Origin of the sequence: Martelella sp. UBA3392 (assembly GCF_002358775.1) — a bacterium.
GTDB lineage: Bacteria > Pseudomonadota > Alphaproteobacteria > Rhizobiales > Rhizobiaceae > Martelella > Martelella mediterranea.
Genome location: NZ_DEPM01000211.1, coordinates 49,190 through 71,936 on the forward strand (window position 1 = coordinate 49,190; position 22,747 = coordinate 71,936).

The following is a 22,747-nucleotide window of genomic DNA, read 5'->3' on the forward strand; positions in this document are numbered from 1 at the left end:
GCGCGGGCGGCTCTGCCCGGCGCGCCCGCCGCAGCCGAAAAGCGAGGGGATGACGACGGCGTGTTTCACCCCGCCCGCCACCACCGTGCCCAGCGGCCTGCCGATATCGAGCGCGCGCGGTTCCTGCCCCGCCCGCTCGCCGTATCCGGTCTGGATCAGCGTCGGCGCGATGATGGCGTTCTGGTCCTTCGCACTGGCGCAGATGGTATGATGCGGCACGGTGACAGGCCGTGCGCCGCCGCCCTGCTGCGCATAGGTCAGCACCGGCGCGATCACCGCCGAATGCCCTCCCCCCGCCAACACGGTGGGATGCGGCGCTGTCACTGCGCTGTCACGCCGCGCCGAGCCCTTCAGGCTCATCAGGCTGGGCGCAACGAGCGAAAGTCCGGCCCCGCCCGCCGTGATCGTATGCGTCGGTTCATCGGCCCCGTTGAAGGGTTTTTGCGCGTTGCGCATGGTCATCAGATGCGGCGCGATCATGCCCAGCGGCGCGCAGCCGCCCGGGCGCTTGATAAAGCTGTTCGCCGTCACCGTCGGCAAGGGCGCATCCATGGCGCTGCCCGTCGCGCCGGAATTGAAGCGCACCACGCTTGGCGAGACCAGCGCATGCGAAATCCCACCCGCCGTCACCACGCCGAAGGGATCGTCGAGCGGATATTCCCGTCGCCCGCCGCTGTCGCCATGCGCGATGGACACCAGAAACGGCTTTTCCGCCTCCAGCACATAGCGGTGAAACCCGCGTGCGATCCGCGCCTCGGTATTGTCCGCCAGCGGCCGCACCGCGCGCAGCCCGTGCTTTTCCATGATCTCGGCGGACGTGTCGAATACGGACGGACACGGCAGCGACCAGTCGATAATCTCCGCAGCCGTGCGCCAGATCATCTTCTGCCCGAAATAAACCCCGGCATCGTCCGGTTCGCCATGGGTCTCCTCCGGCCACACGATCGGCCTGCCGTCAAACCGGATGATGACGAACAGCCGGTTTCGGATCGTCGGCGCGCCATAGCGGAAGGCGCGCAGCTCCCGCATCTCCAGCTTGCCGCCCAGCCGCCGCAGCCGCCTGCACCATTTCTGGAAGGTCTCGCCGCGGCGTTCCGGATCCGGCACCTCGCCCCGTTCGGTGCGCATCAGCGGCCCCCAGGTGGCGAATTCCTCGACGTTTTCCATGATGATCACGTCGATCCTGCCGCCGGATTTCTGGATGCGATCCACCCAGAACGGAATGATATGCGCCAGATCGCGGATATTGCGTTCCACCGGCTTGCCGCCCTTGGCCTTCGAAAAATGCTTGCAGTCGGGCGAGAACCAGGCGAGCCCGATATGCTGCCCCGCCACATAGTCGAGCGGGTCGACCTTGTAGATGTTCTCCGACAAATGCAGCGTATCCGGATGGTTCGCCGCATGCATGGCCAGCGCCACCGGATTGTGGTTGATCGCGATATCCGGCGAGCGCCCGAGCGCCATTTCGATGCCGGCGGAAGCCCCGCCCCCGCCGGCGAAACTGTCGACGATCAGCGGCAGGCCATGCTCAAATCTGCATTTCTTCGACGCTGGCACGATATGCGCGCCGAGCATGTCATCGATCGCCTTCACTCCGCAGCCTCCCTTACCGCCCGCATCAGCGGCGCCAGATCGCGCTCGTTCGCCGGCCGCAGCGCATGGCTGCGGGTGCGGATCGAAAGCACGTCGTCCAGCGCCCGCCCCTCGGCCGTGGCGCCCCATGTCTCGCGAAACGCGGTGATGAACGGCGTTCCATCGCCCCAGCCGCGCAGGTGATAGGCCTTCGTCACGATCCGCATGTTCTCCATGCGCCTGAAATCCAGCCCCTGATCTTCCATCGCCCGCGCCGCCTCATGGCGGCTCATGGCAATCACCAGCAGGATCGGCACCCGCTCGCCGCGCATCCGGTATCGCCGCATCAGCCCGCCTCCCGCGTCCACACGGGCTGCGCGCGCCATTCGGCAAGCTTCTCCCGCCGCAAGGCCTCGGCCTCGCGCCGTTCGGCCTCGCTCAAAACCCGCCACGCATCGCGCGCCAGGCCGAACACGCCGAACTCGCGCTTTTCCCAGTCGGCGTTCAATTCGATCAGTGCCATTTGCTCGCCTTCCTCGCTGCTGCCTGTCGATTCTGTTCGCTGGCGATCGCGGCCGGGCGCGGCGCGTCGGCAGCCGCCGGCGCATCCGGCCTGCGGTCGCGCTCGGCAATCATCGCCTCGATCTTGTCCAGGAAGGCCTGCGGCGCGGTCACCAGCTCGCCCCGCGCCCATCGCTCTGTCGCCAGCCGCTGCAGGGTGCGGCTATCGGAACTCTCGATATGCCAGAGACCCCGGTGCAACGATCCGGAAGGAATGGCATCAATCCCCTCGGGTGTGGTTACGATCTCGGCCCAGTCCGGCAGCCCGTAAAGCCCGATCCCGAAAACCGTCAGGCACGCGCGCCGCGCATCGTCGGTGATGATGTAAAGCCGCTTTCTGTGCGCGCCGGTCATTGCGCACCGCCTTCCGGCCCGCGCACCAGACGCCACCCCGTTCCCCATTGCGACGCAATGTCAAAACCGTGGGCCGCAAGCTTCTTCCGCAATTTGCAAATGAACACGTCGATGACCTTGGGATCAGGAGGATCTTGCGGCCGACCGCTATAGAGTGCTGTCATCAGCGCCTCGCGGCTCACAACGCGATGCGTCTTCAATACCCGAAAAATAGTGTATTCGACCGGCGTCAAACCAAGATCCATGGCAAGCGCCGTATCGGCCAGCCCGGCCAGGGCCGCCTCAAGCTGGCGGTTGCGCTCCCGCAGCTCTTCCATCTCTTCAAGGGAAACCAGACACCCGCTCATGCCGCCCTCCCCGCAACCATTGTGCTTGAAGGCGTCGGCGCGACCGTGGCATATTTTATACGAATGCGCACAAAGGGGGCAGCATGGCGAATAATCAGAAGGAAACGGACGCGGAAAATAACCGCAACGGCTGGCCGATGCGCGAACCGCGCTGGTGGTTTTCCCTGTCTCTCACGCTGCTTTGTTTTCTGCTCGTCTTTCTGCTCTTTTCCACTTGGTACGTCTTCGACGGCAGCACATTGCCAACCGGGGTCAAGGACAAGGTCGATACACTTTGGCGGATAGGAGCTGGCCTTATTGCTCTCATAACCTTCATCACTGTTATCTGGCGCGGCATGATGACGGATCAACAAACCCGAGAGCAGAGGCGTCAGAACGACGCCAACGATGATGCCGCTTACGCCAGTTTGTTGGTTGAGGGCACTAAACTCTTGGGAGAAGAAAGCGACCACCACAAAAGAGCTGGCGTCGCTATCCTGCTGCGCGTTATCGATGACCCTTCCTGTGACAAGAATGGACGACCCGACAGGCTGCAACAGCAGGCCTTGGATATTCTGGCCAGTGAATGGGCGCAGAACTATAAGCTTTTCAACCTCGAAAACTACACTTCCTTTCTCTACCGAGCTCTCTTCTCCAAACGAAAACCTTCTTTGTTTGCCAGTTTCGACCTGAAATGCTCGGATATACATCCCAAAGACAAAGATGAGATGGGCCGAGCAAAACCGAAGCACGATGAACGCTGGATGATATCTGGCGGGTTTAAGAAACAAACATACCTCGGAGGTGTAGGCCTTATTGACCCTGTCGAGGGAATTCTCTTTAAAGGCATAATTATAGAATTCAAATACACTGAAATTGTAGATAGCAACGTAACAAATTATAAGCCCGGGATTAAATTCAAATTTAATAGATGTATATTTGTAGACTGTAACATCGAAAAAATTACACCTGACGATGTGGCTTTCTCGACATTCATTTGCTGTAATTTTACAGGGTGTGAATTTGCAGAAGATACTTTTTTTGATATCGAGGATGCACTGGAAACGGCAACTTTCCTGAATGATGAGACTCGTTCTCTTTTCGACACTCCCGGTAACTGGTACGATCTGGACAATCCTCCCAAGGCTAGAGATGGATTCTCCGAATGGGACACGTTTCTTGAGCCTAGGAAACGCATCGGCAAGCGGTGGTGCCGTAAAGACCCCACCAGTCAAGAATGGAAACCCGCCTGAAACTTTGATTTCCCCTTTTAGTTTACTCACCGGAGTTCTCCGTCGCCCGCTCGACAAACACGTCCCGGCAATGCGTCGGGCACCAGCTCGCGCCCGCCCGCACCGGCGCGCCGCAGACCGGCATATCCGGCCCGCCGGCAGCATCGGCGGGCGATAGCGGAAACCGGCATTCGCCAGCGCCGACCGTCAGTATGGTTTTCGGCTGCACGCCGGGGATCGCGAACTGCGAAAGGTCGACTTCCACCGCGCGCGGCTTGGCGGCGGAGCCATCCGGCCGCCCCGGCAGCGCCAGGCCAGCCATCCGCGCCGAAGGCTTCACCGCCTTCGCCGGCTTCGCCTCCACAACGCGCTTCTTCTTCGGAAACAGAGCCGGGTTCGCGGCGATCATCTTCGTCGCGCTCGAATAGCAACAGCCCATCGCTTCGCTGATCTGCCGGGCGTTTTGCCCCTCGGCATAAAGCCGCGCCGCATCAGTCCGCAGCGCATCCGTCCACTGGAAGCGCGGCCCGGCTGGCGCGGCCGGCGCGCTCTCGCCACCGCGAAGCTGCTCATAGCGTGCCGCCCGCTCGCTCTCGTCTTCCTTGGGAAACAGATCACGGTTGCGATTGGCGATCCCGAGCACGGATGACCGGGAAACCCGGTAATGCGCGGCGATATCGCCATAGGTGCAGCCGTCCCGCTTCATCGCGGCCGCTTCCCGCAGCTTGGCAGGGGTCCACTTCATGACGCCGCCCCGCAGGTAAACGGCGCGTCATAGATGTCATTGCCCCCGCACACATGGCACATGCTGAAGCCGCAGACCTCGGTCAGCTTGCAGGCGCGCGGTGGCTGAGGCTTCCGCCCCTCTCGGGCGATGGCGTGACCAGGCATCCGCGCGCGCATCTGCTCCGGCCCGCGCCAGTCGCGCCCGCCTTCCACGGCCAGCCGCGCCCGCATGTCGGTATGCGCCTCATAGCCATGGGAAAACGGCAGCGGGATCGGAATGATGCGGGCAAGCTCGTTCATCACACCCGCCCCATGACCTGAAACAGCGCCCGCATCAGCTTGTCGAAGTCGCGCATGATCGCGCGCCGTTCCGCCTCGTCCACCTTGCCGTCGTCGGAAAGCGCCTCATGCATCCGGGTCTGAAACCCGGCAAAGGCAACGCTCACCGTGGTCACGTCGCGGTAATCGAGATCATGCGCATGATCCTCGCCATCGGCCGAGACCAGCCGAAACCCCTGCGCGGCCGCCAGCGCCGAAGCGATGATCGGCGCGCCCGCCTCGCGGTCGGCCTCAAGCGCCACGTCCAGCGGCATGAAGGTCTCGGCATGGTCGTCGCCGGCGAGCCCGTATTTCGAAAGCTGCGCGGCCGAGACCCGCGAGACCAGCGAAAGCGCCTCGCCGCCGCCCGCCGCCTTCACCGCACGCCGCGATGCGGCCTTCAGCGCGCGCCCGTCGTCTTCAGTGATCACGCGCATGGCGAGCCTCCGGAAGATGCAAGGAATATTTTTCGAAAAATTCTGCGGTGATCCGCCCAGCGCGCAGGCCTACCGTCACCCCATCGAACAACGGAGAAGAAGACCATGCACAGCAATCCCGCCCGGCCTGTCCGGCAGGAACGAACAGGCCGGGCCGCAACCGCGCATCACCCACGGGCGGGGAGGAGGAGCGCCCGATGCGCGGAAGTCGGTTCAATGCAACGCGCGGCATCATTCCCGCCCCCGCGTCATCTCGTCGATCCCCATGCGAAACCCGCCAATGAACTGGCGAACCGACCAGGCCAGCCACATCGCGCCAATGGCGAAGGCGACATAAGGCCAGTGCAACGGCATCAGAAAAGCCCAGGCCAGCAGGGCGAGCGTCACACGGATCATCATTGGGCGGGCTCCTGGGGCAGGAGGAAGTCATTGGGCATGACGAGGCCATCGGTCTTTTCGGCAATAGCAATCATCTGCTCCCGCCTCGGCACCCGTTCGCCATACATCCACTTGCGGACGCCGCTTTCAGAAACGCCGCCCACCAGAACCGCAAAGGCTTCTGGCGTGATGTTCTTCTCTGTGAGGTACTGTTTCAGCTTCATGATCGCTGAAGTTACACAATATGGGGAATATCGACAACCCCAAAATGGGGCGCGACAGATTTTTTCAGCCGCGTATCTTCCCTGCTATGGGTAACAAGCTGAAATTATTCCGAGAAAAAGCGCGCATGACGCACGAGCAGGCCGGAGAAGCCATGGGCGTTTCCCGCAGCCAGTACATAAAACTGGAACGTAATGAGAGGCGGCTCAACCTCGACTATATCGAGCGCGCAGCATCCGCTTTTGGCGTGTCACCCGCAGATATAATTTCTGACGATCCGCCTCCATCAAATGTTCCACTTGTCGGATATGTTGGCGCCGGCGCGGAGGTTCAGCCCGAGTTTGAACAGGTCCCGCCGGAGGGCTTGGAACAGATACACATTCCCTTTGCGCTTCCCGCTGAAATGATCGCCTTCCAGATCCGGGGAGACTCCATGCTGCCTGTCTATCGCGACGGCATGGTGCTTGTGGTCTATCGCGAACAGCGTCGGCCGGGAGAATGGTTCTTTGGCAAAGAGGCCGTGGTGCGCACCGAAGATGGTCGGCGCTTCGTCAAGACCATCATGCGCGGCAATCCGACAACGCTCTACTCGACGAACGCACCACCGATCGAAAATGCCGTGCCGGTCTGGCTTGGCGAGATTTTCGCGATCCTTCCGCGTGAGAGCTTGGGAAACGGAGGCTGAAATGGACGAAGAGCAAGTCTATCTGGCGAAGCTGGGGAAGATAATTCTCGACTGGAATGCCTTTGAATCTACGGTCGAGGCACAGATACAGTACCTTTCTGGCGGCGGCGACAAAGTAAGTATTCTCACCGCGCATCTGCGAAACCTGGCCATGCAAGATGTGCTGAAAACGCTTGCAAATGACATCGCTCCTGCCCCCCTGAAAGACGATCTGCTTTATGTCGCCTCCCTCTTTAATCGACTTCGTGAATACAGAAACCACTATGTCCACAGCATTGCCACGGTCGGCAAAGCGCCGGACGGGCAGGTTTGTGGACTGAGCCAGACCGTTTCAGCAAAAACTAGATTTAAACTCCATCAACAGATCGTGTCGCTAAGCGATCTCGAATGGATACATAGACAAATCCTAGACGCTAGGCGTTTCGCTACTGCGGTTTATCATCAGATGAAACAAGCTGAAGAATACCCTGATAGATCGCCACCTTTACGCCTGCCTGAAAAGCCTCCTCTGCCAGATAAGTTGAAGCGTCCGGAGATATTACTCCTAGCCGACCCTCCATGGCATCAATCATCTCGGCCGTAAGTGGTATGTCATCCATCGTGTAGGCTGCGTCGATTGCTTTCCTGTCCATTTTAGTCTCCTTTTTCGGCTCTAAGCGCCAGAGATCGCCCGCCTCGTGCGGGCTTTTTTTTATGACCACGGACAATGGTCGATAATAGATGACAATAGTGACGAATAAAAATTACACAATATGGGGTTGCCTTAATCCCCATTTTGGGTAACATTCCTTCCCAGCAGGCCAGCCGTCCGGCCTGCACCCCGCCGCCGCGCAGGCCCGTTCTCCACCCGCGCGGCGGCATCACCCCACGGGAAGGAAGAGACGATGGACCTTTTACCCAGCATCGACAACCTTATCGATCGCGGCGCGCTGTTCGTCATCAATCACAGCGCAGGCAAGGATAGCCAGGCGATGACCGCAGTGTTGCGCCGACTGGTGCCCGCCTCTCAATTGCTCGCCGTGCACGCCGATCTTGGCGAGGTTGAGTGGAGCGGCAATGTCGCCCATATCCGCGCCACCATCGGCAACTTCCCTCTCGAAATCTGCCGCAACGAGAACAAGACCTTTCTGGAGATGGTCGAGCGCCGCGGCATGTGGCCGAGCCCGCAACACCGCCAGTGCACCAGCGATTTGAAGCGCGGGCCGATCGAACGCACAATTCGTCGCTATCTCGAAGCGCATCCGGAGTTCGGTGGACTGGTTGTCAATTGCGTCGGCATTCGCGCCGATGAAAGCCCGGCGCGAAGCCGCAAGGTCCCGTTCCGGTTCAGCGAGGCCAACAGCAAGGCGGGCCGTGAATGGTATGAATGGCTGCCGATCTTCGACATGTCCAAGGAAGACGTGTTTCGCACCATAGCCGAAGCTGGCCAGACGCCGCATTGGGCCTATGCCGCCGGCATGACCCGGCTTTCTTGCGTGTTCTGCATCATGGCCAGCACTGGCGACCTTCGCACCGCCGCCCGGCTCAATCCCGAACTGTATGGCCGCTATGTTGCGCTCGAAAAGCGCATCAATCACACGATGTCCATGGACGGCCAAAGCCTGGAGGATCGCACCGGCATCCGCGTTGGGGCGTATTCTGAGGTCAGCTACCCGGCGCAAGAGCGGCATGATGCGGAGGCGCTGGCATGAGCATTCACGCACCCAAGATCATTTACGCCAGGGCCACCGGATCGGAGCTAGACCTCAACACAGGTCGCCATCAATTGGTTGGCGACTGGCGCGAGCAAGACAATGACACTCCGCCGGCGATGATCTTTGTCCGACAGGAAAGCGCCCCATCGACCGCCGTCCGCCGCTGCACCATGGAAGCCTTCGCCGCCGCCCTGCTCGCCGCAGGCCTCGACGCCCCCGTCATCAAGGGCGCGATCAGCGCATGGATCAAGGGCGACTGGCAAGCCGCCCTCCTCCCCCTCTCCGACGACGCCCGTGCCCGCCTGACCGGCAAAGGCGGTGCGGCATGATGATCACCATCCCAATGGGCGGCGATACCGAAACCAAGCTGAACGTGACTGGTCCGCAATTATCGGCGCTGAAATGGCTGTTGAACCGAAACGGCGACGGCGTCGTCGACAAAACGGGCGTGATCGTCGCAGCAGGCGAGCGCGCCCCGGTAATGCGCCTGACATGGAACAAGCTTCGCGACCTTGGGCTTGTCGAATTCTATCTCGATCGCAGGCGCATTCGCGTCACGTATATCGGCAAGTGCGTCGACCTTACCGGGATACAGGAATCTGAAGGGGACGACGAATGACCGTCCGCCTTTCCAACTGCGCGCTCTTTTGCACCCTACTCGCCCTCACCGCCCTGTTCTGGCTTCGGCTGGACGCATGGCTTGCTGTCCACGGTTGAAAGGATTGCCGATGATCCCCCGCCTCACCGAATACCCCGTCCACGCCTTTCGCCCGATCGGAACGCTGGTGGACCTTGGCGCGCCGGATGCCGCCGAGATCTTCTTTGACCAGATCGCGCAAGGCCTGTCGAAGATCGCCCGTTTCAACGGCAAGCCGCCCGGCCCGGCCTATTCCGTCGCCCAGCATTCCGTCATGGGCGCCGACGCCCTGTTGAACGAGGGCGCGGATCATTTCACCGCGGCGCTGTTCCTCATCCACGATGCCCATGAGCACCTGATCGGCGACTGGACGCGCCCGGCCCAGCAACTGATCGCCGCCACCATCCGCGCGGAAAGCGCCGAGGCGGCGAACCACTTCATGATCGCGACCGCGCGCATCAAGGACGGCTGGGATCGCGCGATCTGCCACGCCGCCGGCCTGCCCCCGCCCGAGCACTGGACCAATGCCCGCCATGCCGCCGTGCACGACATGGATGCCCGCATGCTGCGCGCCGAGGTGGAAGCCCTGTTCGGCCCCGCCGCCGCCCGCACGCTGCCGCCCTCAAACCCGCCGAAAACGCGCGGCGCGATCAAGCCCTGGCCACCGATGAAGGCCGAGGAAAAGTTCAACGACATGTGCCGCCTCCTGCCGATCTTCGCCGGTCAGCAGCCCCGCGCGGCCAGAGTGTGAGGAAGGATATCGAAATGCCGAAATTTCTTCGTGGCGACCCCGTGCGCAAACGGGCTGGATCATCGTGGCACGGCATCATCGTCGGAGAATATTCCACGGACCTGACATCGGAAGGTTATTGCGTCGAAAGCCTTTTTGAAAAGGGCTCAGTCCAGATATATCCGGCGGCTGCGCTGGAATTGATAACCACGGCAAAGCCACCCACCCGTCAAGAGTTCATCGACCGCTTCGTGAAGAAGATGGTCGAGGTGGCGGGCGAGCGCTTCACGGACGGTCACTCGATCGCCGACTATGCGAAAGAGATCGCCCCTACCTTCTTTGATGACCCCTCACAGAGGGTCGAAGGACCAGAGTCCTGCGCGCTTGCCGATATCGATTGCTGGGAGCGCTGATCATGGCAGGTTCCGTCAACAAGGTCATCCTGATCGGCAATCTCGGCCGCGATCCGGATATCCGCACAACGCAGGACGGCCGCAAGATCGCCAGCCTGTCGATCGCCACATCGGAAAGCTGGCGCGATCGCGCCACCGGCGAGCGCAAGGAACGCACCGAATGGCACCGCGTCGTCATCTTCTCGGAGGCCCTGGCGAAGATCGCCGAGCAATACCTGAAGAAGGGCGCGAAGGTGTACATCGAGGGCCAGCTCTCCACCCGCAAATACCAGGGCAATGACGGCCAGGACCGCTACACGACAGAGATCGTGCTGAACGGCTTCAACGCCGTCCTCACCATGCTCGACAGCACGGGCGGCAACCGCCCGCCGCCCGCGACCGATCCCGACGACTACGGCCGCGAAACCACGCGAGACTCGGTGCACGAACCTGCCCGGCCGACCCCGGCCGATCTCGACGACGACATTCCGTTCTGAGGAGAACCGACATGACAGATGCACATGGCATTGCCCGCGACCAGTTGCGTTCGATCATCGAACGGATCGAGCGGCTGGAGGAGGAAAAGAAGACCATCGCCGACGACATCAAGGATGTCTACGCCGAGGCCAAGGGCACAGGCTTCGACACCAAGGCGCTCCGCAAGATCATCGCGCTGCGCAAGAAGGACGAACAGGAGCGCATGGAAGAGGAAACCGTGCTCGACACCTACATGATCGCGCTCGGCATGATCCCCGCGCCGGAGGATGCGTAATGGAAAATCCTCTCGAAAAGTTCGACACGCCGCAACTTGAAGCGGAACTGAGAAGGCGCGGAGCGCTGCCGCACAAAAGGCTGAGCGGCCTCGACTGGCGGAGAAACATAGAGCGCCTTGGCGAACTCATCGCCGACGGCGATACGGTCGAGGCTCTTCACCATCTTCGGGAAATCCCCCCCTCCGCCAGCCTGCCCCCCCCCCGAAACGATCATGCGTCAACGCCGCCGCATCACCGGTAAACCGTCGGAGCCTGCCCATGTTCACCGCTGAAAAATCCGCGCTGCTCTCCGCGCTCGAAACGGCCAACAGCGCGGTCGAGCGCCGCAACACTATCCCGATCCTCGCCAATGTCCTGTTTGAGCGAGCCGGCGATCCCGACAGGCTCACGCTCCGGGCAACGGATCTGGATATCGAGATCGTGGTCAGCTTCGCGGCCGATGCGGCAGAAGGCTTCGAGCCCTTCACCGTCTCGGCCAGCATGCTGCTGTCGATCGTCAAGAGCCTGCCCGACGGCGCGATCACCATCGCCAATGCGGACGCCAAGGCCAACGCCCTGCAGGACATCACTGTCAAATCCGGCCGCTCGAAATTCCGTCTGCCCGTCCTACCGGACGAGGACTTCCCCACCCTGCCGGAGATGACCGCCAAGCCCATCACCGTCGACGCCCAGCCCTTCCGCCAGGCGCTCGTTGAAACCGCGTTTGCCATGGCCCCGGCGAAGGACACGCGCGACTATCTGAAGGGCGTCTATCTTCACCGCCGCAAGAACGATATCGCCCTCGTGGCGACCACCGGACATTATCTGTCTGTCCGCGTCATCGATGCCTTCGACAGCCCGAAGGACCTTCCCGGCGTCATCATCTCCGACAAGATGGTCGGCATCCTCGTCAAGGCCCTGCCGGAGACCGGAACCGTATCGCTGCGGCTGGACGAACGCCGCATCTCGGCCGTGATCGGCAATCGCACGATCACGGCGAAGCTGGTCGGCGCGACCTATCCGGATTATCCGCGCATGATCGCCTCAGGCCTTGACGACGCGGTCACGGTCGAACGCAAGAAGCTGCTGGAGGCGACGAAGCGCGTCGGCCTGGTGCTGACCGCCATGAGCAAGGCCGCGTCCCTCACCTTCTCGAACGGCCTGCTGACGATCGAGGCCGCAGACCGCGAGGCTGGCGACGCCAGCGAGGAAGTCGAGATCGAAGGCGAGATCGAAAAACGCCTCGGCGTCAACCAGCAATACCTCGCCGCAGCGCTCGACCATATCCCCGGCGCCCGCATCGCGATCAACACCGGCGACGCGGCCAGCCAGCAGCTCAGGCTCACCAGCCCCGACGGCCACGACGACGACCTGATCATCATCATGCTGATGCGGGGGTAAAGATGAGCGAGGGACTTCTCACGGCCGATCAGGCGGCAAGCTATCTCAATATCTCGAAAAAGCAGCTTGCCCACTTGACGCAGGCGGGAAGCCTGCGCTGGATAAATATCGGCCTCGGCGAGAAACGGCCGACGCGGCGCTACACCCGCGCCGATCTCGATGAGTTCATTGATGCGAGGAGGCGCGAGTGTCAGTCTACAAGCGATCAGGCGAGGCGACATACTCTTACGACTTCGTCGTCAGGGGTCGTCGATTTTCGGGGAAAACTGGCGCAACTTCGAAGCGGGAAGCAAAGCGCGTCGAAGACCAAATCAAGGAATCGGTCCGCGCCGAACTGATCGCGGCCGAGACCCGCCCGGCCGATCGCATGACCTTCGAGGAGGCATCCTCGCGCTGGTGGCTGGAGATCGGCCAGCATCACAAGAATATCGAAACCACGCTCCAGGTCCTCGCCTGGCTGAATGACGCTGTCGGCAAGAACACCGATCTGGCGAAGATCGATGACGCCCGGATCGCCGCGATCGTCGCCAGACGCCGCGGCGAACATGTCAAGGGCGATCCGAAGCGCCCGCTCGTCTCGCCTGCCACCGTCAATCGCACCTGCACCCAGCCGCTGCGCGAAATCATGCTGCGCGCGAAAAACGTCTGGAAGGTCAAGACGGCCGATTTCCATTTCGGCCAGCACCTGCTGAAGGAACGGCAGGAGCGCGTCCGCGAGGCGAGCGCGGCCGAGGAGGACAAGATCCTGTCGCAGCTCAGCCCGGGCTATGCCGAGGCGGTTCTGTTCGCCTTCCTCACCGGTTGCCGCCGCATGGAAATCCTCGGCCTCAGATGGCCGCATGTCGATTTCTTCGGCCGCCAGTTCACGGTCACCGGCAAGGGCGACAGGCGGCGCGTGATCCCGATGTCGCAGGCGATCTATGATCTGTTGTGGTCGCAGAAGGACCACCACCCCGAAATCGTCTTCACCTATGTCGCCAGGCGCACGCTGAAGAAGCGCAACCTGGTCAAGGGCCGCCGCTATCCGCTGACGGAAGCCGGCCTCAAGACGGCGATGCGCCGCGCCGTCCCGGCCGCCGGCGTCGAGGATTTCCGCTTCCACGACACCCGCCACACGGCGGCAACCCGCGTCTTGAGAAAATCAAACCTCCGCGTCGCCCAACGCCTCCTCGGCCACGCCGATATACAGACGACGACAAAATACGCCCACGCCCTCGACGAGGACATCCGCGCCGCCCTGGACGCGACATCCAGTCCCACGAAAAATCCCACGGAGGCCGATGGCATCCGTGGCAACAATCTGAAAAAGCAGGAAAAATAACTCCGGGGCTCACCGCCCCCCAGTCAAGTGCGCTACCGGGCTGCGCTACACCCCGACCAACCGTCTACACGGCCCGTCCCCTTTAGACTTTCGCTCACGCAGGCGCAAGAGGCAAAACCGGGTTTGCGCACAAAAACCGCGACAGGTTTTCAGACAGCCATTGTTTGCAGGAAAGGCGGCGCGGGCTGGACGCCGTCAACCGGACACGAAAATCGATCAGAAAAAAGAAATAAGAACCGCGACCAGACCGATGATCACGACAAGAAACGCCGGCAGGGCCCATTTCCTGTTGGCAATCGGCGAGGGTGTGTAGCAGATCGAACAATCATTGGTGCCATATCGAAGGTGATGATGGCACTTCTTGCACTTGAAAATACGCATAACCGGCTCCTTGCAAGCCGTTAAAAGCAATTACCACTTTACACAACCGACAATAGCAATCAACCAGAAACAAAGATAAGAAGCACCATCTCCCTGAAGAGTATCAAACCGCGATAAAAAATCCTGCGGTCAGGGCCTCTTGTCAGAGGCTCGCCCGCGTCGTTCTTTGCGCCCGAACCAAAGCGCTTACGCCTCCCGCACGGCGTGATGATAGCGCCGATAGATTTCATCGATATCCACCGTCGGGCGCGGGCTTTCGATCTGCATGTCGAGCATCGCGCGGTGGATGATATCGGCGGCGGCGAGATTGCGGAACCATTTGCGGTTTGCCGGGATCACATACCAGGGCGCATGGGCGGTCGAGCAATGCGACAGCATCGCCTCATAGGCCTCGATATACTCATCCCAGCGATCGCGTTCGGCATAATCGGAAGCCGAAATCTTCCACTGCCGGTCCTTGTCCTCGAGCCGTTTCTCGAACCGTTCGAGCTGCTCATCCTTGGAAATATAGAGGAAGAACTTGACGATGGTGACGCCGTTCTCGGTCAGGAATTCCTCGAAATTGTTGATCTCGTGATAGCGCTTCGACCAAACCTGCTTTGAAACCAGATTGTGCACCCGCGCCACCAGCACATCCTCGTAATGCGAGCGGTTGAAGACCGCGACCTGACCCATGGCCGGCACGCGCTGGTGCACGCGCCAGAGAAAATCATGCGCCTTTTCGACCTCTGTCGGCTGTTTGAAGCTCGCCACATAGGTGCCCTGCGGGTTCATGGCGCGGATCACGTGCCAGCAGACGCCGTCCTTGCCGGCGGCATCGATGCCCTGCAGCACGATCATCAGCGCATGTTTCTTTTCCGCATAGAGCATTTCCTGCAGCGGCGTGATTTCGTCCAGTATTCCGGAAAGCTTCTCCTTGCCCTCCTCCTTGCTCTCGATCCCGCCATCCTGTTCCGGATTGATATCGGCAAGCGAAACCGTGCTGCCGGGCTCGATGGCAAGCTTCTTACGGAAATCCATGACATACTCCCATGCTCTGCGCTGTCATGAAATCTAACGCACGAGCAACAAAAACGGCAGCAAATTCTTGTTAGAGCAATTCCAGGTGAAGTGGACACCGGTTCACCGTCCGGAATTGCGTAAAAACAAAGAGATAGAGCCTTTCCGCGTTTCCGTGAAATGCGGAAAGGCTCTAGCGGAACAGGCGCTCGTTCATCACATCGATCGACATCGCCCGCCGCGCGCTGCGGTTTTCCAGCACCTGGTCAATGCCGATCCGCACCAGCCCGAGCACGAACAGCCAGACGATCAGGTAGATCCAGACGAGGCCGATCAGCAGCCACGGGATTTGCGGCACCAGAATGCCGAAACCGCACATCAGCACAGCTACCAGCTGCGTGGCGACCATGGCGATCATCAGAGGCGGCGCTGGATAGGGTCTCTTCGTGAACCAGCTTTCCTTGCGCGCGACCAGAAGCAGCAGATGGCCGCCGGCCACAAGCTGCAGGAACATCATCGATTGCAGATGCGCAGTGTCGGTAATGCCAAGCCCCGGCCAGCGCGCCGGCTCCGACATCACCTCCATGCCCATCAGCAACAGCCCGAAGGACTGGACAATCGAGGCGAAGCCCAGAACGGCCGAGACCGTCAGCAGATGCGGCATCCGCCAGCGGATCGGCTGATCCGACACGGTGGTATTGTCATAGGCCACCGTCATGATCGGGATATCGTCGAGCAGCGACATCAGCACGATCATGATCGGCGTCAGCGGCTGGAAACCGAGGAAGATCGTCGACAGCACCACCAGGAACATGATCGTCAGGGTCAGCGCCACGCGATAGACCGTGTAACTGGTGATCCGCCCGAAAATCCGCCGGGCCTCGTCGATCGCGTTTTCGATCACCGAAAGGCCGGGCGCCGTCAGGATCAGCGCCGCCGCGCTGCGCGCGGCATCGGTTGCGCCCGAGACCGCGATCCCGCAATCGGCCTGTTTCAGCGCCGGCGCGTCGTTGACGCCGTCGCCGGTCATCGCCACCAGATGGCCGTTTTTCTGGAACGTCTTGACGATGGCATATTTGTGCTCGGGAAAGACGCGGGCGAAACCATCCGCCGTCAGGATGCGGTTGGCGATCGGACCCGGCACATTGTCGGGGTCCATATCCTTGGGAAACACATCCGCCGCGGCAAGGATATTGGCGCCGAGGCCAAGCTGACGGGCGGTCTCGCGCGCAATCGCGGTGTCGTCGCCGGTAATCATCTTCACTGTCACGCCCTTGGCGCGGACATTGTCGATGGTCTGCTTGGAATCATCGCGCGGCGGATCGTACATCGGCAGGATGCCGAGGAGTTGCCAATGCGCGCCGTTATCCTCCGAGCGCGCCACGGCGAGCGCGCGGTAGCCCTTTTCGCCGAGTTCCGCCACATGGGCATCGACCGCCGCCGCATTTTCCCCGCCGCACAGCGCCACAATCGCATGCGGCGCGCCCTTGGAAACCAGGAACGCCTTGCCATCCGGCCCGGCAACGGACGCCTCCGTGCGCTTCGAGACCGGATCGAACGGCGTAAACCGCGCCAGCCGGTACTCTCCCAGCACGGCCTTGTCCGGCAGCGCCGCAATCACCGCGCCGTCGATCGCATCGCTGTCCTCCGCGCGCGCGGCGAGCGCGCCGCAGAGCACGATCTCGGCGGGATCGGCGCCATCAAGCGGGATCGGCTCGCCAAGCGTCAGGATATTCTTGGTCAGCGTGCCGGTCTTGTCGGAGCAGAGGATGTCGGCGCCAGCCATTTCATCGATCGAGGAAAGCCGCGAGACGATTGCCTTTTCCTTCGACAGCGCCAACGCTCCGAGTGCCATGGTGATCGAAAACACGGCGGGCATGGCGACCGGGATCGAGGCAACCAGCAGCACCAGCACGAATTGCAGGATCGCCAGCGCGTCGGCAAGGCCCCAATTGTCGGCCTTCACGATGTCGACATAGACCTGGACGGCGACCATGATCAGCGCCAGAACCACGGCCAGCACGATCAGGAAATTGCCGATGTGGAACATCGCCTTCTGCGCCTGGCTGACCGCACCCGCGCCGGCCACCAGCCTGGCGGTGCGGCCGAAAAACGTGTTGCCGCCCGTGCCGATCACGACGCCGGCCATCTCGCCCTGCTTCACCACGCTGCCGGAATAGGCGAGATCGCCAACCTTCTTGGTGACAGGCAGCGATTCGCCAGTGAGCGCGGCCTGATCGATCGAGGCATAGTCGCCGGAAACCAGCCTGATATCGGCCGGCACGATGCCGCCAAGGCGAATGTAGACGATATCGCCCGGCACCAGCGTCGCGGCATCCACCGTCTTGACAACGCCGCCGCGCACCGCGCTCGCCTGCGGGGCGAGCGAGTTCTTCAGCGCCGCAAGCGCATTGGTGGCCTTGCTGTCCTGATAGAATTCCAGGCCCGCATTGAAGAGCAGCAGGCCGAAAATGATGACGAAATCGCCCATGTCGCCAAGCAGAAGCGAGACCAGCGCCGCCGCCTCGATCATGAAGGCGATCGGCCCGACGAAGTGCCGCAGGATCTGCCGCGCCAGACTGGTCTTTTCCTCCGGCAGCGCGTTCGGGCCGTAGGTCGCAAGCCGCCTGGCGACCTCATCTTCGGAAAGCCCCGACGCGATATCGGTCTTCAGCTTTTCAACAACCGCGTCGACCGGCGCGTTTTCGAGGTCCGTTCCTGCCGCTTCATCAGCCATCGTCCAACTCCAGCAAAGGCGCTTGCGAAACAGCACGGTCTCGCCACCATAAGTGGAAACAGAACGCGGGCGGTTTGGCAATATGCGTGTACCAAGAGATCGCTACACGAAAAGCGCGATAATTGGATGACGTCGATCAAACCGGCATGTTTTTGGCGGTAGCTATCGCACCTGATCGAGAAGACGCTTGCATTCCAGAAGGTCGGAGAGCACCTCCTTCAGCATCGCGTCGTCGGAACGCGCGAGGCCGAATGCGGGATCGACATCGCCCTCGCCTTCCTTGGCGCGCCGGAAAAAGCTCTTTCCGCTTGCCTTCTTGGGCCGGCCGACGACCTGATCATCGTCGAAGATCGAATGCTGATCCTCCTTGCGGGCCTCGGGTTGCGGCGCCAGCGCCTCGATCAGTTCGGCGTCGCCGCTGCCGACGGCGGTCACAAAGCGATTGCCATTGCTTTTCAAAAGCTTCTGCACGCCCTTGATGGTGTAGCCGTGATCGTAGAGCAGGTGGCGGATGCCCTTCAGCAGCTCGATATCCTCGGGCCGGTAATAGCGCCGCCCGCCGCCGCGTTTCATCGGCTTGACCTGGGTAAAGCGCGTTTCCCAGAACCGGAGCACGTGCTGCGGCAGTTCCAGTTCTTCGGCAACCTCGGAAATGGTGCGAAACGCCTCGGGACTTTTGTCCATGCCAGTCAAACGCTCCCCGCTACAATCGAATCGCAATCATTTCACCGCGAATGAACCGCGATGACAAGACGGAACTGGAATTTTGGATTTGAGATTCAGCCCGCCGACTTGGCGGCGGCCTTCTCGGCCTTGTTGCGGCGGGTCAGGTGCGACTTCAGGATCTTCTGCTTCAGCACGTTGGACGCCTTGAAGGTCATCACGCGGCGGGGCGAGATCGGCACTTCCTCGCCGGTCTTGGGATTGCGACCGATGCGCTCGTTCTTGTCGCGCACCTGGAAGGTGGCGAAAGAGGAGAGCTTGACCGTTTCGCCGCGCACGATGGCGTCGCAGATTTCATCGATCACGGTTTCCACCAGTTCGGCGGATTCCGTTCGCGAAAGTCCCACCTTGCGGAAAACCGATTCGGCCAGATCCGCGCGCGTCACAGTTTTGCCAGGCATTACCGCATCCCGATTTTTGTCTATTTCCCCGTCGCATAGACACTATTGCCGACCGGCATGGCGGTCAAGCGCCTGATGGGACGGAATCCGCGATGAGCGCCGCTACCAGCGCAAAAGCACCGCGCCCCAGGTGAACCCACCGCCCATGGCCTCCAGCATCACCGTGTCGCCGCGCTTGATCCGGCCATCGCCAGCGGCCGCGGCAAGCGCAAGCGGAATGGACGCGGCGGAGGTATTGGCGTGCTGGTCGACCGTGACCACGACCTTTTCCATCGGGATGCCGAGCTTCTTGGCCGAGCCCTCAATGATGCGGCGATTGGCCTGATGCGGCACCAGCCAGTCGAGTTCGTCGGCGGTGATGCCGGCCTCGTCGAACGCGGCCACGATTACGTCGGTGATCATGCCGACCGCGTGCTTGAAGACCTCGCGGCCCTGCATCCGCAAATGGCCGATATCGCCGGTCGTCGATACGCCGCCATCGACATAGAGCTTTTCGCAATGCGCGCCATCGGACCGCAGGCTTGCGGCAATGATGCCGCGATCGCCGGCCGCCGCGTCGTCCGCGGCCTCAAGGATGATCGCGCCGGCGCCGTCGCCAAACAGCACGCAGGTGGTGCGGTCGGTCCAGTCGAGCAGGCGCGAGAATGTCTCCGCGCCGATCACCAGAACCCGCTTCGCCCGCCCCGCGCGGATGAAATTATCCGCCGTCGTCACCGCGTAGACGAAACCCGAGCAGACCGCCTGCATGTCAAAGGCGAAGCCGTGGTTCATCCCCAGGCGATGCTGAATATTGACGGCTGTTGCCGGGAAGGTGTTGTCGGGCGTGGAGGTCGCGACCACGATGAGGTCGATGTCATCGGGGCTCAGACCGGCATTGGCAAGGGCTGCGCGCGCGGCGGCCTCGCCAAGCGAAGCCGTGGTCTCGCCCTCGCCGGCAATATAGCGCTGCTTTATCCCGGTGCGCTGCTGGATCCAGCTATCGGAGGTATCGACAAGCTTCTGGAGCTCCTCGTTGGTCACGACGCGTCTGGGCAGGGCCGAACCGAAACCGCAAACGACTGAACGGGTCATGTTTCTTTTCCTTATTGGCAGCCGCGGGCTGCGTTTATCCGGCGTCGCCGGCCTCAGGCCGCTTCCGGCCCCATCGGTGATTCATTACGGGCGTGATACTCGCTCAGATCATGCTGGATCTTGGCCTGCAGACCGTTGTGCACCATGTCATAGGCGACATCGATCGCCGAGGCGTAGCCTTCGGCATCCGTGCCGCCATGGCTCTTGATGACGATGCCGTTGAGCCCGAGAAACACGCCGCCATTGACCTTGCGGGGATCGAGCTTGTCGCGCAGCATCTGGAACGCGCCGCGGGCAAGCACATAGCCAAGCCGCGTCATCCAGGTCCGCGACATCGCGGAGCGCAGATATTCCGCGATCTGGCGGGCCGTGCCCTCGGCGGTCTTCAGCGCGATATTGCCGGTAAAACCCTCGACCACGAACACGTCCACGGTTCCGCGCCCGAGATCGTCGCCCTCGACGAAACCGGCATATTCGAGATTGTCGATATCGGCCTCGCGCAAGAGCTTGCCAGCTTCCTTGACCTGTTCGACGCCCTTGACCTCCTCGACGCCAACATTGACGAGGCCGACGGTCGGCTTCTTGATCTCGAACAGCGCGCGGGCCATCGCCCCGCCCATCAGCGCGAAATCGAGCAATTGCTTGGCGTCTGCGCCAATCGTGGCGCCGATATCGAGCACGATGCTCTCGCCCCTGAGCGTCGGCCAGATGCCGGCGATCGCCGGGCGGTCGATTGCCGGCATGGTCTTCAGACAGAACATTGCCATGGCCATCAGCGCGCCGGTATTGCCGGCGGAGACGGCGGCATCGGACTGGCCTTCCTTGACCGCGTCGATCGCGCGCCACATGCTGGAAACATTGCGGCCGCGCCTGAGCGCCTGGCTCGGCTTCTCATCCATCTCTACGGTGACTTCGCAATCGATGACCTGTGATCGCTCGGCAAGCTTCGGATAGCCTGCGAGAATCGGTTCGATCGCGTCCTTCCTGCCGTAGAGGAGAAAGCTGATATCGGGATGCCGCATCAGCGACTGGGCAGCGCCTCCAATCGCGACTTCCGGCCCGACATCCCCCCCCATGACATCAATGGAAATTCTAATCAAACGTTCCAGGTCCCTGTTTACACGTGCATCGGCGGAGCCGGGCCAAAATACCCTTTTTGCTTCCCGAGACAACTACTCCGGTTGAAAAACCCCAGTTTCCACCGGCAGCACCGCTGTTGACAGCAGGCCAAACCCTTATTCCGACGGTTTTTTCCAGTTCTTCAGAGCAGCGAAGGGCGAAGGCGCGGCGTCCTCTTCGGGATCGTCGTCTTCCGCAAGGTCATCGGGCAAGGCCGCGTCAGGCTTGCGCGGATAGGGGTCGATCGCAAGGCCGATCGTCTCGATCACCAAGGCGGCGATATCGACCTCGCTTCCGGCAAACGGCTCCGGCTCGTCCGGCCCGTTGGGATCGACGATCAACTCGCCTTCCTCGTTGAATTTGCGGTGGAACTGGCGGGAATTCTCCGGAAGGAAAGTGGCATCCACCTCCTCCTCGATCGTCGCCTCCAGCGGCTCGAGCGTGACCACGCAGTTCTGGGTGATGTCGGCCGTGACCGTGCCCTTGACCCGGACGCCGTCGCGCCGCCAGGGCGAGATTCTCAGATCCGCCGAAAGGCTTTCGACCGAGCGGACGTCGAGAAACGCCGCGATCGCCGCGCGTTCGGCTTCATCGGCCTCGACGCGCATGTCGAAGGCGACGGAGGAGGCGCGGGCAACGGCGAACGGCCGCGAAAAGGGCAGTTTTCTGTCGTCGGCATTTTCTTCAGCCACGGGTCGCCTCCGTGCATTCCGGAACAAGGAAGCTCACCATGCCGGTTTCGACCATGACCTCGTCCATGCGCCCGAGATGATCGGCATTGGCCAGCATCCAGCGCGCGAGTTCCGCCATATCGACCGGTTCGGAGTCGACCCCGTGGAAATTCTGCGAAAGCGCGATCGCGAGCTGGCCGAGATCGCGGTCCTGAAGGCAGCGCACATAACGCTCCAGCCGGCCGTAGAACATACCGGCGAGCTTCTTCATCCGTTTCGGCACGGAATTGTCGCCGACGCCCAGTTCGCGGATGGAGTAATCGATGTCGAGAAAGAAGGCGTCAACGACCTCCTGCGAGAGCTGTTTGCCGCTGTCGGATGACTTCGCGGTGCGCCACAGGAACAGGATCATCACCGATGACAGCATCTCGAAACGCCCCATCACCGTGTCCGGCACGTTATAATCGGTATAAAAACACGGCTGGCGCGCCGTGGTCGTGATTACGCCATACTGGCGCTGCACCACCTGACGGTTGCCGCGTCTTCTGCTGAATAGTCCCAAGGTCGTCCCACTCTCTTTACAAAAATTCCATGGCATCGCACCCGCCCGATGCAATTGCATCCGGACCCAAGCTGGTTTATCCAGTTACCCTGGAAAACGCGAAGCTCGATGACGGGCCGACCGAAGATGGCTGCAGTCCCCTGCACCAACCATGGACAATGGTAGTTTGCGCGGGGGCTGGCCGCAACCGGGAATCGTCGCCAGCAACAGGCATTGCCTGACGTTGGCGCATGATGGAAACAAACAGGCGGCGGGTTCGCCCGACCGGCACCGAGACCTGCCAGGGAGTGTATGTTGAAGACGCACGGTGTGAAATTTGATCTGAGGCCGGCCCGACCGGCAGCC

General features: G+C 61.6%; 30 protein-coding genes and 1 pseudogene. 13 read left to right on the forward strand and 18 right to left on the reverse strand.

The features are described from left to right. From B4E36_RS16920 to B4E36_RS16940, 5 genes are all read right to left on the reverse strand, one after another. Nucleotides 1-1,575, reverse strand: a 1,575-nt coding sequence (locus tag B4E36_RS16920) for a DNA cytosine methyltransferase (RefSeq protein WP_345900597.1), incomplete at its 3' end; no start/stop codon positions are given. Between the two features lie 14 nt (nt 1,576-1,589). Beyond that, nucleotides 1,590-1,919: a hypothetical protein gene (locus tag B4E36_RS16925; RefSeq protein WP_292052017.1), complete on the reverse strand. Its 330-nt coding sequence runs from the start codon at nt 1,917-1,919 to the stop codon at nt 1,590-1,592. Next, nucleotides 1,919-2,095 carry a hypothetical protein gene (locus tag B4E36_RS16930; RefSeq protein ID WP_292052015.1) on the reverse strand — a complete coding sequence of 59 codons (177 nt, stop codon included), beginning with the start codon at nt 2,093-2,095 and terminating at the stop codon, nt 1,919-1,921. The genes B4E36_RS16925 and B4E36_RS16930 overlap by 1 nt, the downstream gene beginning before the upstream one ends. Further along, on the reverse strand, nt 2,086-2,487 hold the full coding sequence (locus B4E36_RS16935; protein ID WP_292052014.1) for a hypothetical protein: 402 nt from the start codon (nt 2,485-2,487) through the stop codon (nt 2,086-2,088). Before B4E36_RS16935 ends, B4E36_RS16930 begins: the two co-directional genes overlap by 10 nt. Next, on the reverse strand, nt 2,484-2,834 hold the full coding sequence (locus B4E36_RS16940; RefSeq protein ID WP_292052012.1) for a helix-turn-helix domain-containing protein: 351 nt from the start codon (nt 2,832-2,834) through the stop codon (nt 2,484-2,486). The genes B4E36_RS16935 and B4E36_RS16940 overlap by 4 nt, the downstream gene beginning before the upstream one ends. Nucleotides 2,835-2,917: 83 nt before the next feature. On the opposite strand from B4E36_RS16940, the gene B4E36_RS16945 reads away from it, so the two are divergent. Beyond that, nucleotides 2,918-4,066: a hypothetical protein gene (locus B4E36_RS16945; protein ID WP_292052010.1), complete on the forward strand. Its 1,149-nt coding sequence runs from the start codon at nt 2,918-2,920 to the stop codon at nt 4,064-4,066. A 22-nt stretch (nt 4,067-4,088) separates the two neighbouring features. On the opposite strand, the gene B4E36_RS16950 is transcribed toward B4E36_RS16945, so the two are convergent. The 5 genes from B4E36_RS16950 to B4E36_RS16970 form a co-directional block, all read right to left on the reverse strand. Then, the gene (locus tag B4E36_RS16950; RefSeq protein WP_292052009.1) at nt 4,089-4,790 is read right to left on the reverse strand and encodes a GcrA family cell cycle regulator; all 702 of its coding nucleotides are present in this window, start codon (nt 4,788-4,790) and stop codon (nt 4,089-4,091) included. Next, the gene (locus B4E36_RS16955) at nt 4,787-5,071 is read right to left on the reverse strand and encodes a hypothetical protein (protein ID WP_292052007.1); all 285 of its coding nucleotides are present in this window, start codon (nt 5,069-5,071) and stop codon (nt 4,787-4,789) included. Before B4E36_RS16955 ends, B4E36_RS16950 begins: the two co-directional genes overlap by 4 nt. After that, nucleotides 5,071-5,526 carry a hypothetical protein gene (locus B4E36_RS16960; protein WP_292052005.1) on the reverse strand — a complete coding sequence of 152 codons (456 nt, stop codon included), beginning with the start codon at nt 5,524-5,526 and terminating at the stop codon, nt 5,071-5,073. The genes B4E36_RS16955 and B4E36_RS16960 overlap by 1 nt, the downstream gene beginning before the upstream one ends. Before the next feature lie 231 nt (nt 5,527-5,757). Then, entirely contained in the window at nt 5,758-5,925 is a 168-nt protein-coding gene (locus B4E36_RS16965; RefSeq protein ID WP_292052003.1) for a hypothetical protein, read from the reverse strand. Then, on the reverse strand, nt 5,922-6,128 hold the full coding sequence (locus B4E36_RS16970) for a helix-turn-helix domain-containing protein (protein WP_292052002.1): 207 nt from the start codon (nt 6,126-6,128) through the stop codon (nt 5,922-5,924). Before B4E36_RS16970 ends, B4E36_RS16965 begins: the two co-directional genes overlap by 4 nt. Before the next feature lie 20 nt (nt 6,129-6,148). Here B4E36_RS16970 and B4E36_RS16975 point away from each other — a divergent pair, with 20 nt between their 5' ends. From B4E36_RS16975 to B4E36_RS17030, 12 genes and pseudogenes are all read left to right on the forward strand, one after another. Then, nucleotides 6,149-6,811, forward strand: coding sequence for an XRE family transcriptional regulator (locus B4E36_RS16975; RefSeq protein WP_292051999.1), 663 nt, complete (start codon nt 6,149-6,151; stop codon nt 6,809-6,811). Nucleotide 6,812: 1 nt separating this feature from the next. After that, on the forward strand, nt 6,813-7,394 hold the full coding sequence (locus tag B4E36_RS16980) for a hypothetical protein (RefSeq protein WP_292051998.1): 582 nt from the start codon (nt 6,813-6,815) through the stop codon (nt 7,392-7,394). Nucleotides 7,395-7,695: 301 nt separating this feature from the next. Then, nucleotides 7,696-8,502, forward strand: coding sequence for a phosphoadenosine phosphosulfate reductase family protein (locus B4E36_RS16985; RefSeq protein ID WP_292051996.1), 807 nt, complete (start codon nt 7,696-7,698; stop codon nt 8,500-8,502). Beyond that, a complete protein-coding gene (locus B4E36_RS16990) occupies nt 8,499-8,834 on the forward strand; it encodes a hypothetical protein (RefSeq protein ID WP_292051994.1) in 336 nt (111 codons plus the stop codon). Before B4E36_RS16985 ends, B4E36_RS16990 begins: the two co-directional genes overlap by 4 nt. Further along, entirely contained in the window at nt 8,831-9,124 is a 294-nt protein-coding gene (locus B4E36_RS16995) for a hypothetical protein (protein WP_292051991.1), read from the forward strand. Before B4E36_RS16990 ends, B4E36_RS16995 begins: the two co-directional genes overlap by 4 nt. Nucleotides 9,125-9,233: 109 nt before the next feature. Continuing rightward, a complete protein-coding gene (locus tag B4E36_RS17000) occupies nt 9,234-9,893 on the forward strand; it encodes a hypothetical protein (protein WP_292051989.1) in 660 nt (219 codons plus the stop codon). Between the two features lie 23 nt (nt 9,894-9,916). Then, nucleotides 9,917-10,078 (forward strand): annotated as a pseudogene (locus tag B4E36_RS17005) (DfrB family trimethoprim-resistant dihydrofolate reductase); the annotation flags it as partial. A 209-nt stretch (nt 10,079-10,287) separates the two neighbouring features. Next, nucleotides 10,288-10,761, forward strand: coding sequence for a single-stranded DNA-binding protein (gene ssb, locus B4E36_RS17010; RefSeq protein ID WP_292051987.1), 474 nt, complete (start codon nt 10,288-10,290; stop codon nt 10,759-10,761). Nucleotides 10,762-10,772: 11 nt separating this feature from the next. Further along, nucleotides 10,773-11,036: a DUF2312 domain-containing protein gene (locus B4E36_RS17015; protein ID WP_292051985.1), complete on the forward strand. Its 264-nt coding sequence runs from the start codon at nt 10,773-10,775 to the stop codon at nt 11,034-11,036. Nucleotides 11,037-11,295: 259 nt separating this feature from the next. Continuing rightward, nucleotides 11,296-12,417: a DNA polymerase III subunit beta gene (dnaN, locus tag B4E36_RS17020; protein WP_292051981.1), complete on the forward strand. Its 1,122-nt coding sequence runs from the start codon at nt 11,296-11,298 to the stop codon at nt 12,415-12,417. 2 nt (nt 12,418-12,419) lie between these two features. After that, on the forward strand, nt 12,420-12,755 hold the full coding sequence (locus tag B4E36_RS17025) for a helix-turn-helix domain-containing protein (RefSeq protein ID WP_292051979.1): 336 nt from the start codon (nt 12,420-12,422) through the stop codon (nt 12,753-12,755). 29 nt (nt 12,756-12,784) lie between these two features. Then, entirely contained in the window at nt 12,785-13,738 is a 954-nt protein-coding gene (locus B4E36_RS17030) for a tyrosine-type recombinase/integrase (RefSeq protein ID WP_292051977.1), read from the forward strand. A 567-nt stretch (nt 13,739-14,305) separates the two neighbouring features. Here the strand turns inward: B4E36_RS17030 and B4E36_RS17035 are convergent. The 8 genes from B4E36_RS17035 to B4E36_RS17070 all read right to left on the reverse strand — a co-directional run bounded on the left by B4E36_RS17035 (nt 14,306) and on the right by B4E36_RS17070 (nt 22,438). Beyond that, a complete protein-coding gene (locus tag B4E36_RS17035) occupies nt 14,306-15,139 on the reverse strand; it encodes a polyphosphate kinase 2 family protein (protein ID WP_292051975.1) in 834 nt (277 codons plus the stop codon). A gap of 172 nt (nt 15,140-15,311) precedes the next feature. Then, nucleotides 15,312-17,855 carry a plasma-membrane proton-efflux P-type ATPase gene (locus B4E36_RS17040; protein WP_292051973.1) on the reverse strand — a complete coding sequence of 848 codons (2,544 nt, stop codon included), beginning with the start codon at nt 17,853-17,855 and terminating at the stop codon, nt 15,312-15,314. A 162-nt stretch (nt 17,856-18,017) separates the two neighbouring features. Continuing rightward, nucleotides 18,018-18,539 carry a MerR family transcriptional regulator gene (locus B4E36_RS17045; protein ID WP_018062787.1) on the reverse strand — a complete coding sequence of 174 codons (522 nt, stop codon included), beginning with the start codon at nt 18,537-18,539 and terminating at the stop codon, nt 18,018-18,020. Nucleotides 18,540-18,634: 95 nt separating this feature from the next. Next, complete coding sequence (locus tag B4E36_RS17050) at nt 18,635-18,979, reverse strand: integration host factor subunit alpha (RefSeq protein ID WP_018062788.1); 345 nt, start codon at nt 18,977-18,979, stop codon at nt 18,635-18,637. A 102-nt stretch (nt 18,980-19,081) separates the two neighbouring features. Then, a complete protein-coding gene (locus B4E36_RS17055; protein WP_018062789.1) occupies nt 19,082-20,050 on the reverse strand; it encodes a beta-ketoacyl-ACP synthase III in 969 nt (322 codons plus the stop codon). A 53-nt stretch (nt 20,051-20,103) separates the two neighbouring features. Then, nucleotides 20,104-21,150, reverse strand: a complete 1,047-nt coding sequence (plsX, locus tag B4E36_RS17060; RefSeq protein ID WP_292051969.1) for a phosphate acyltransferase PlsX — start codon at nt 21,148-21,150, stop codon at nt 20,104-20,106. Between the two features lie 135 nt (nt 21,151-21,285). Continuing rightward, entirely contained in the window at nt 21,286-21,861 is a 576-nt protein-coding gene (locus tag B4E36_RS17065; RefSeq protein ID WP_292051967.1) for a YceD family protein, read from the reverse strand. Beyond that, nucleotides 21,854-22,438 carry a ubiquinol-cytochrome C chaperone family protein gene (locus B4E36_RS17070; RefSeq protein ID WP_414673775.1) on the reverse strand — a complete coding sequence of 195 codons (585 nt, stop codon included), beginning with the start codon at nt 22,436-22,438 and terminating at the stop codon, nt 21,854-21,856. The genes B4E36_RS17065 and B4E36_RS17070 overlap by 8 nt, the downstream gene beginning before the upstream one ends. Between the last annotated feature and the right edge of the window lie 309 nt (nt 22,439-22,747).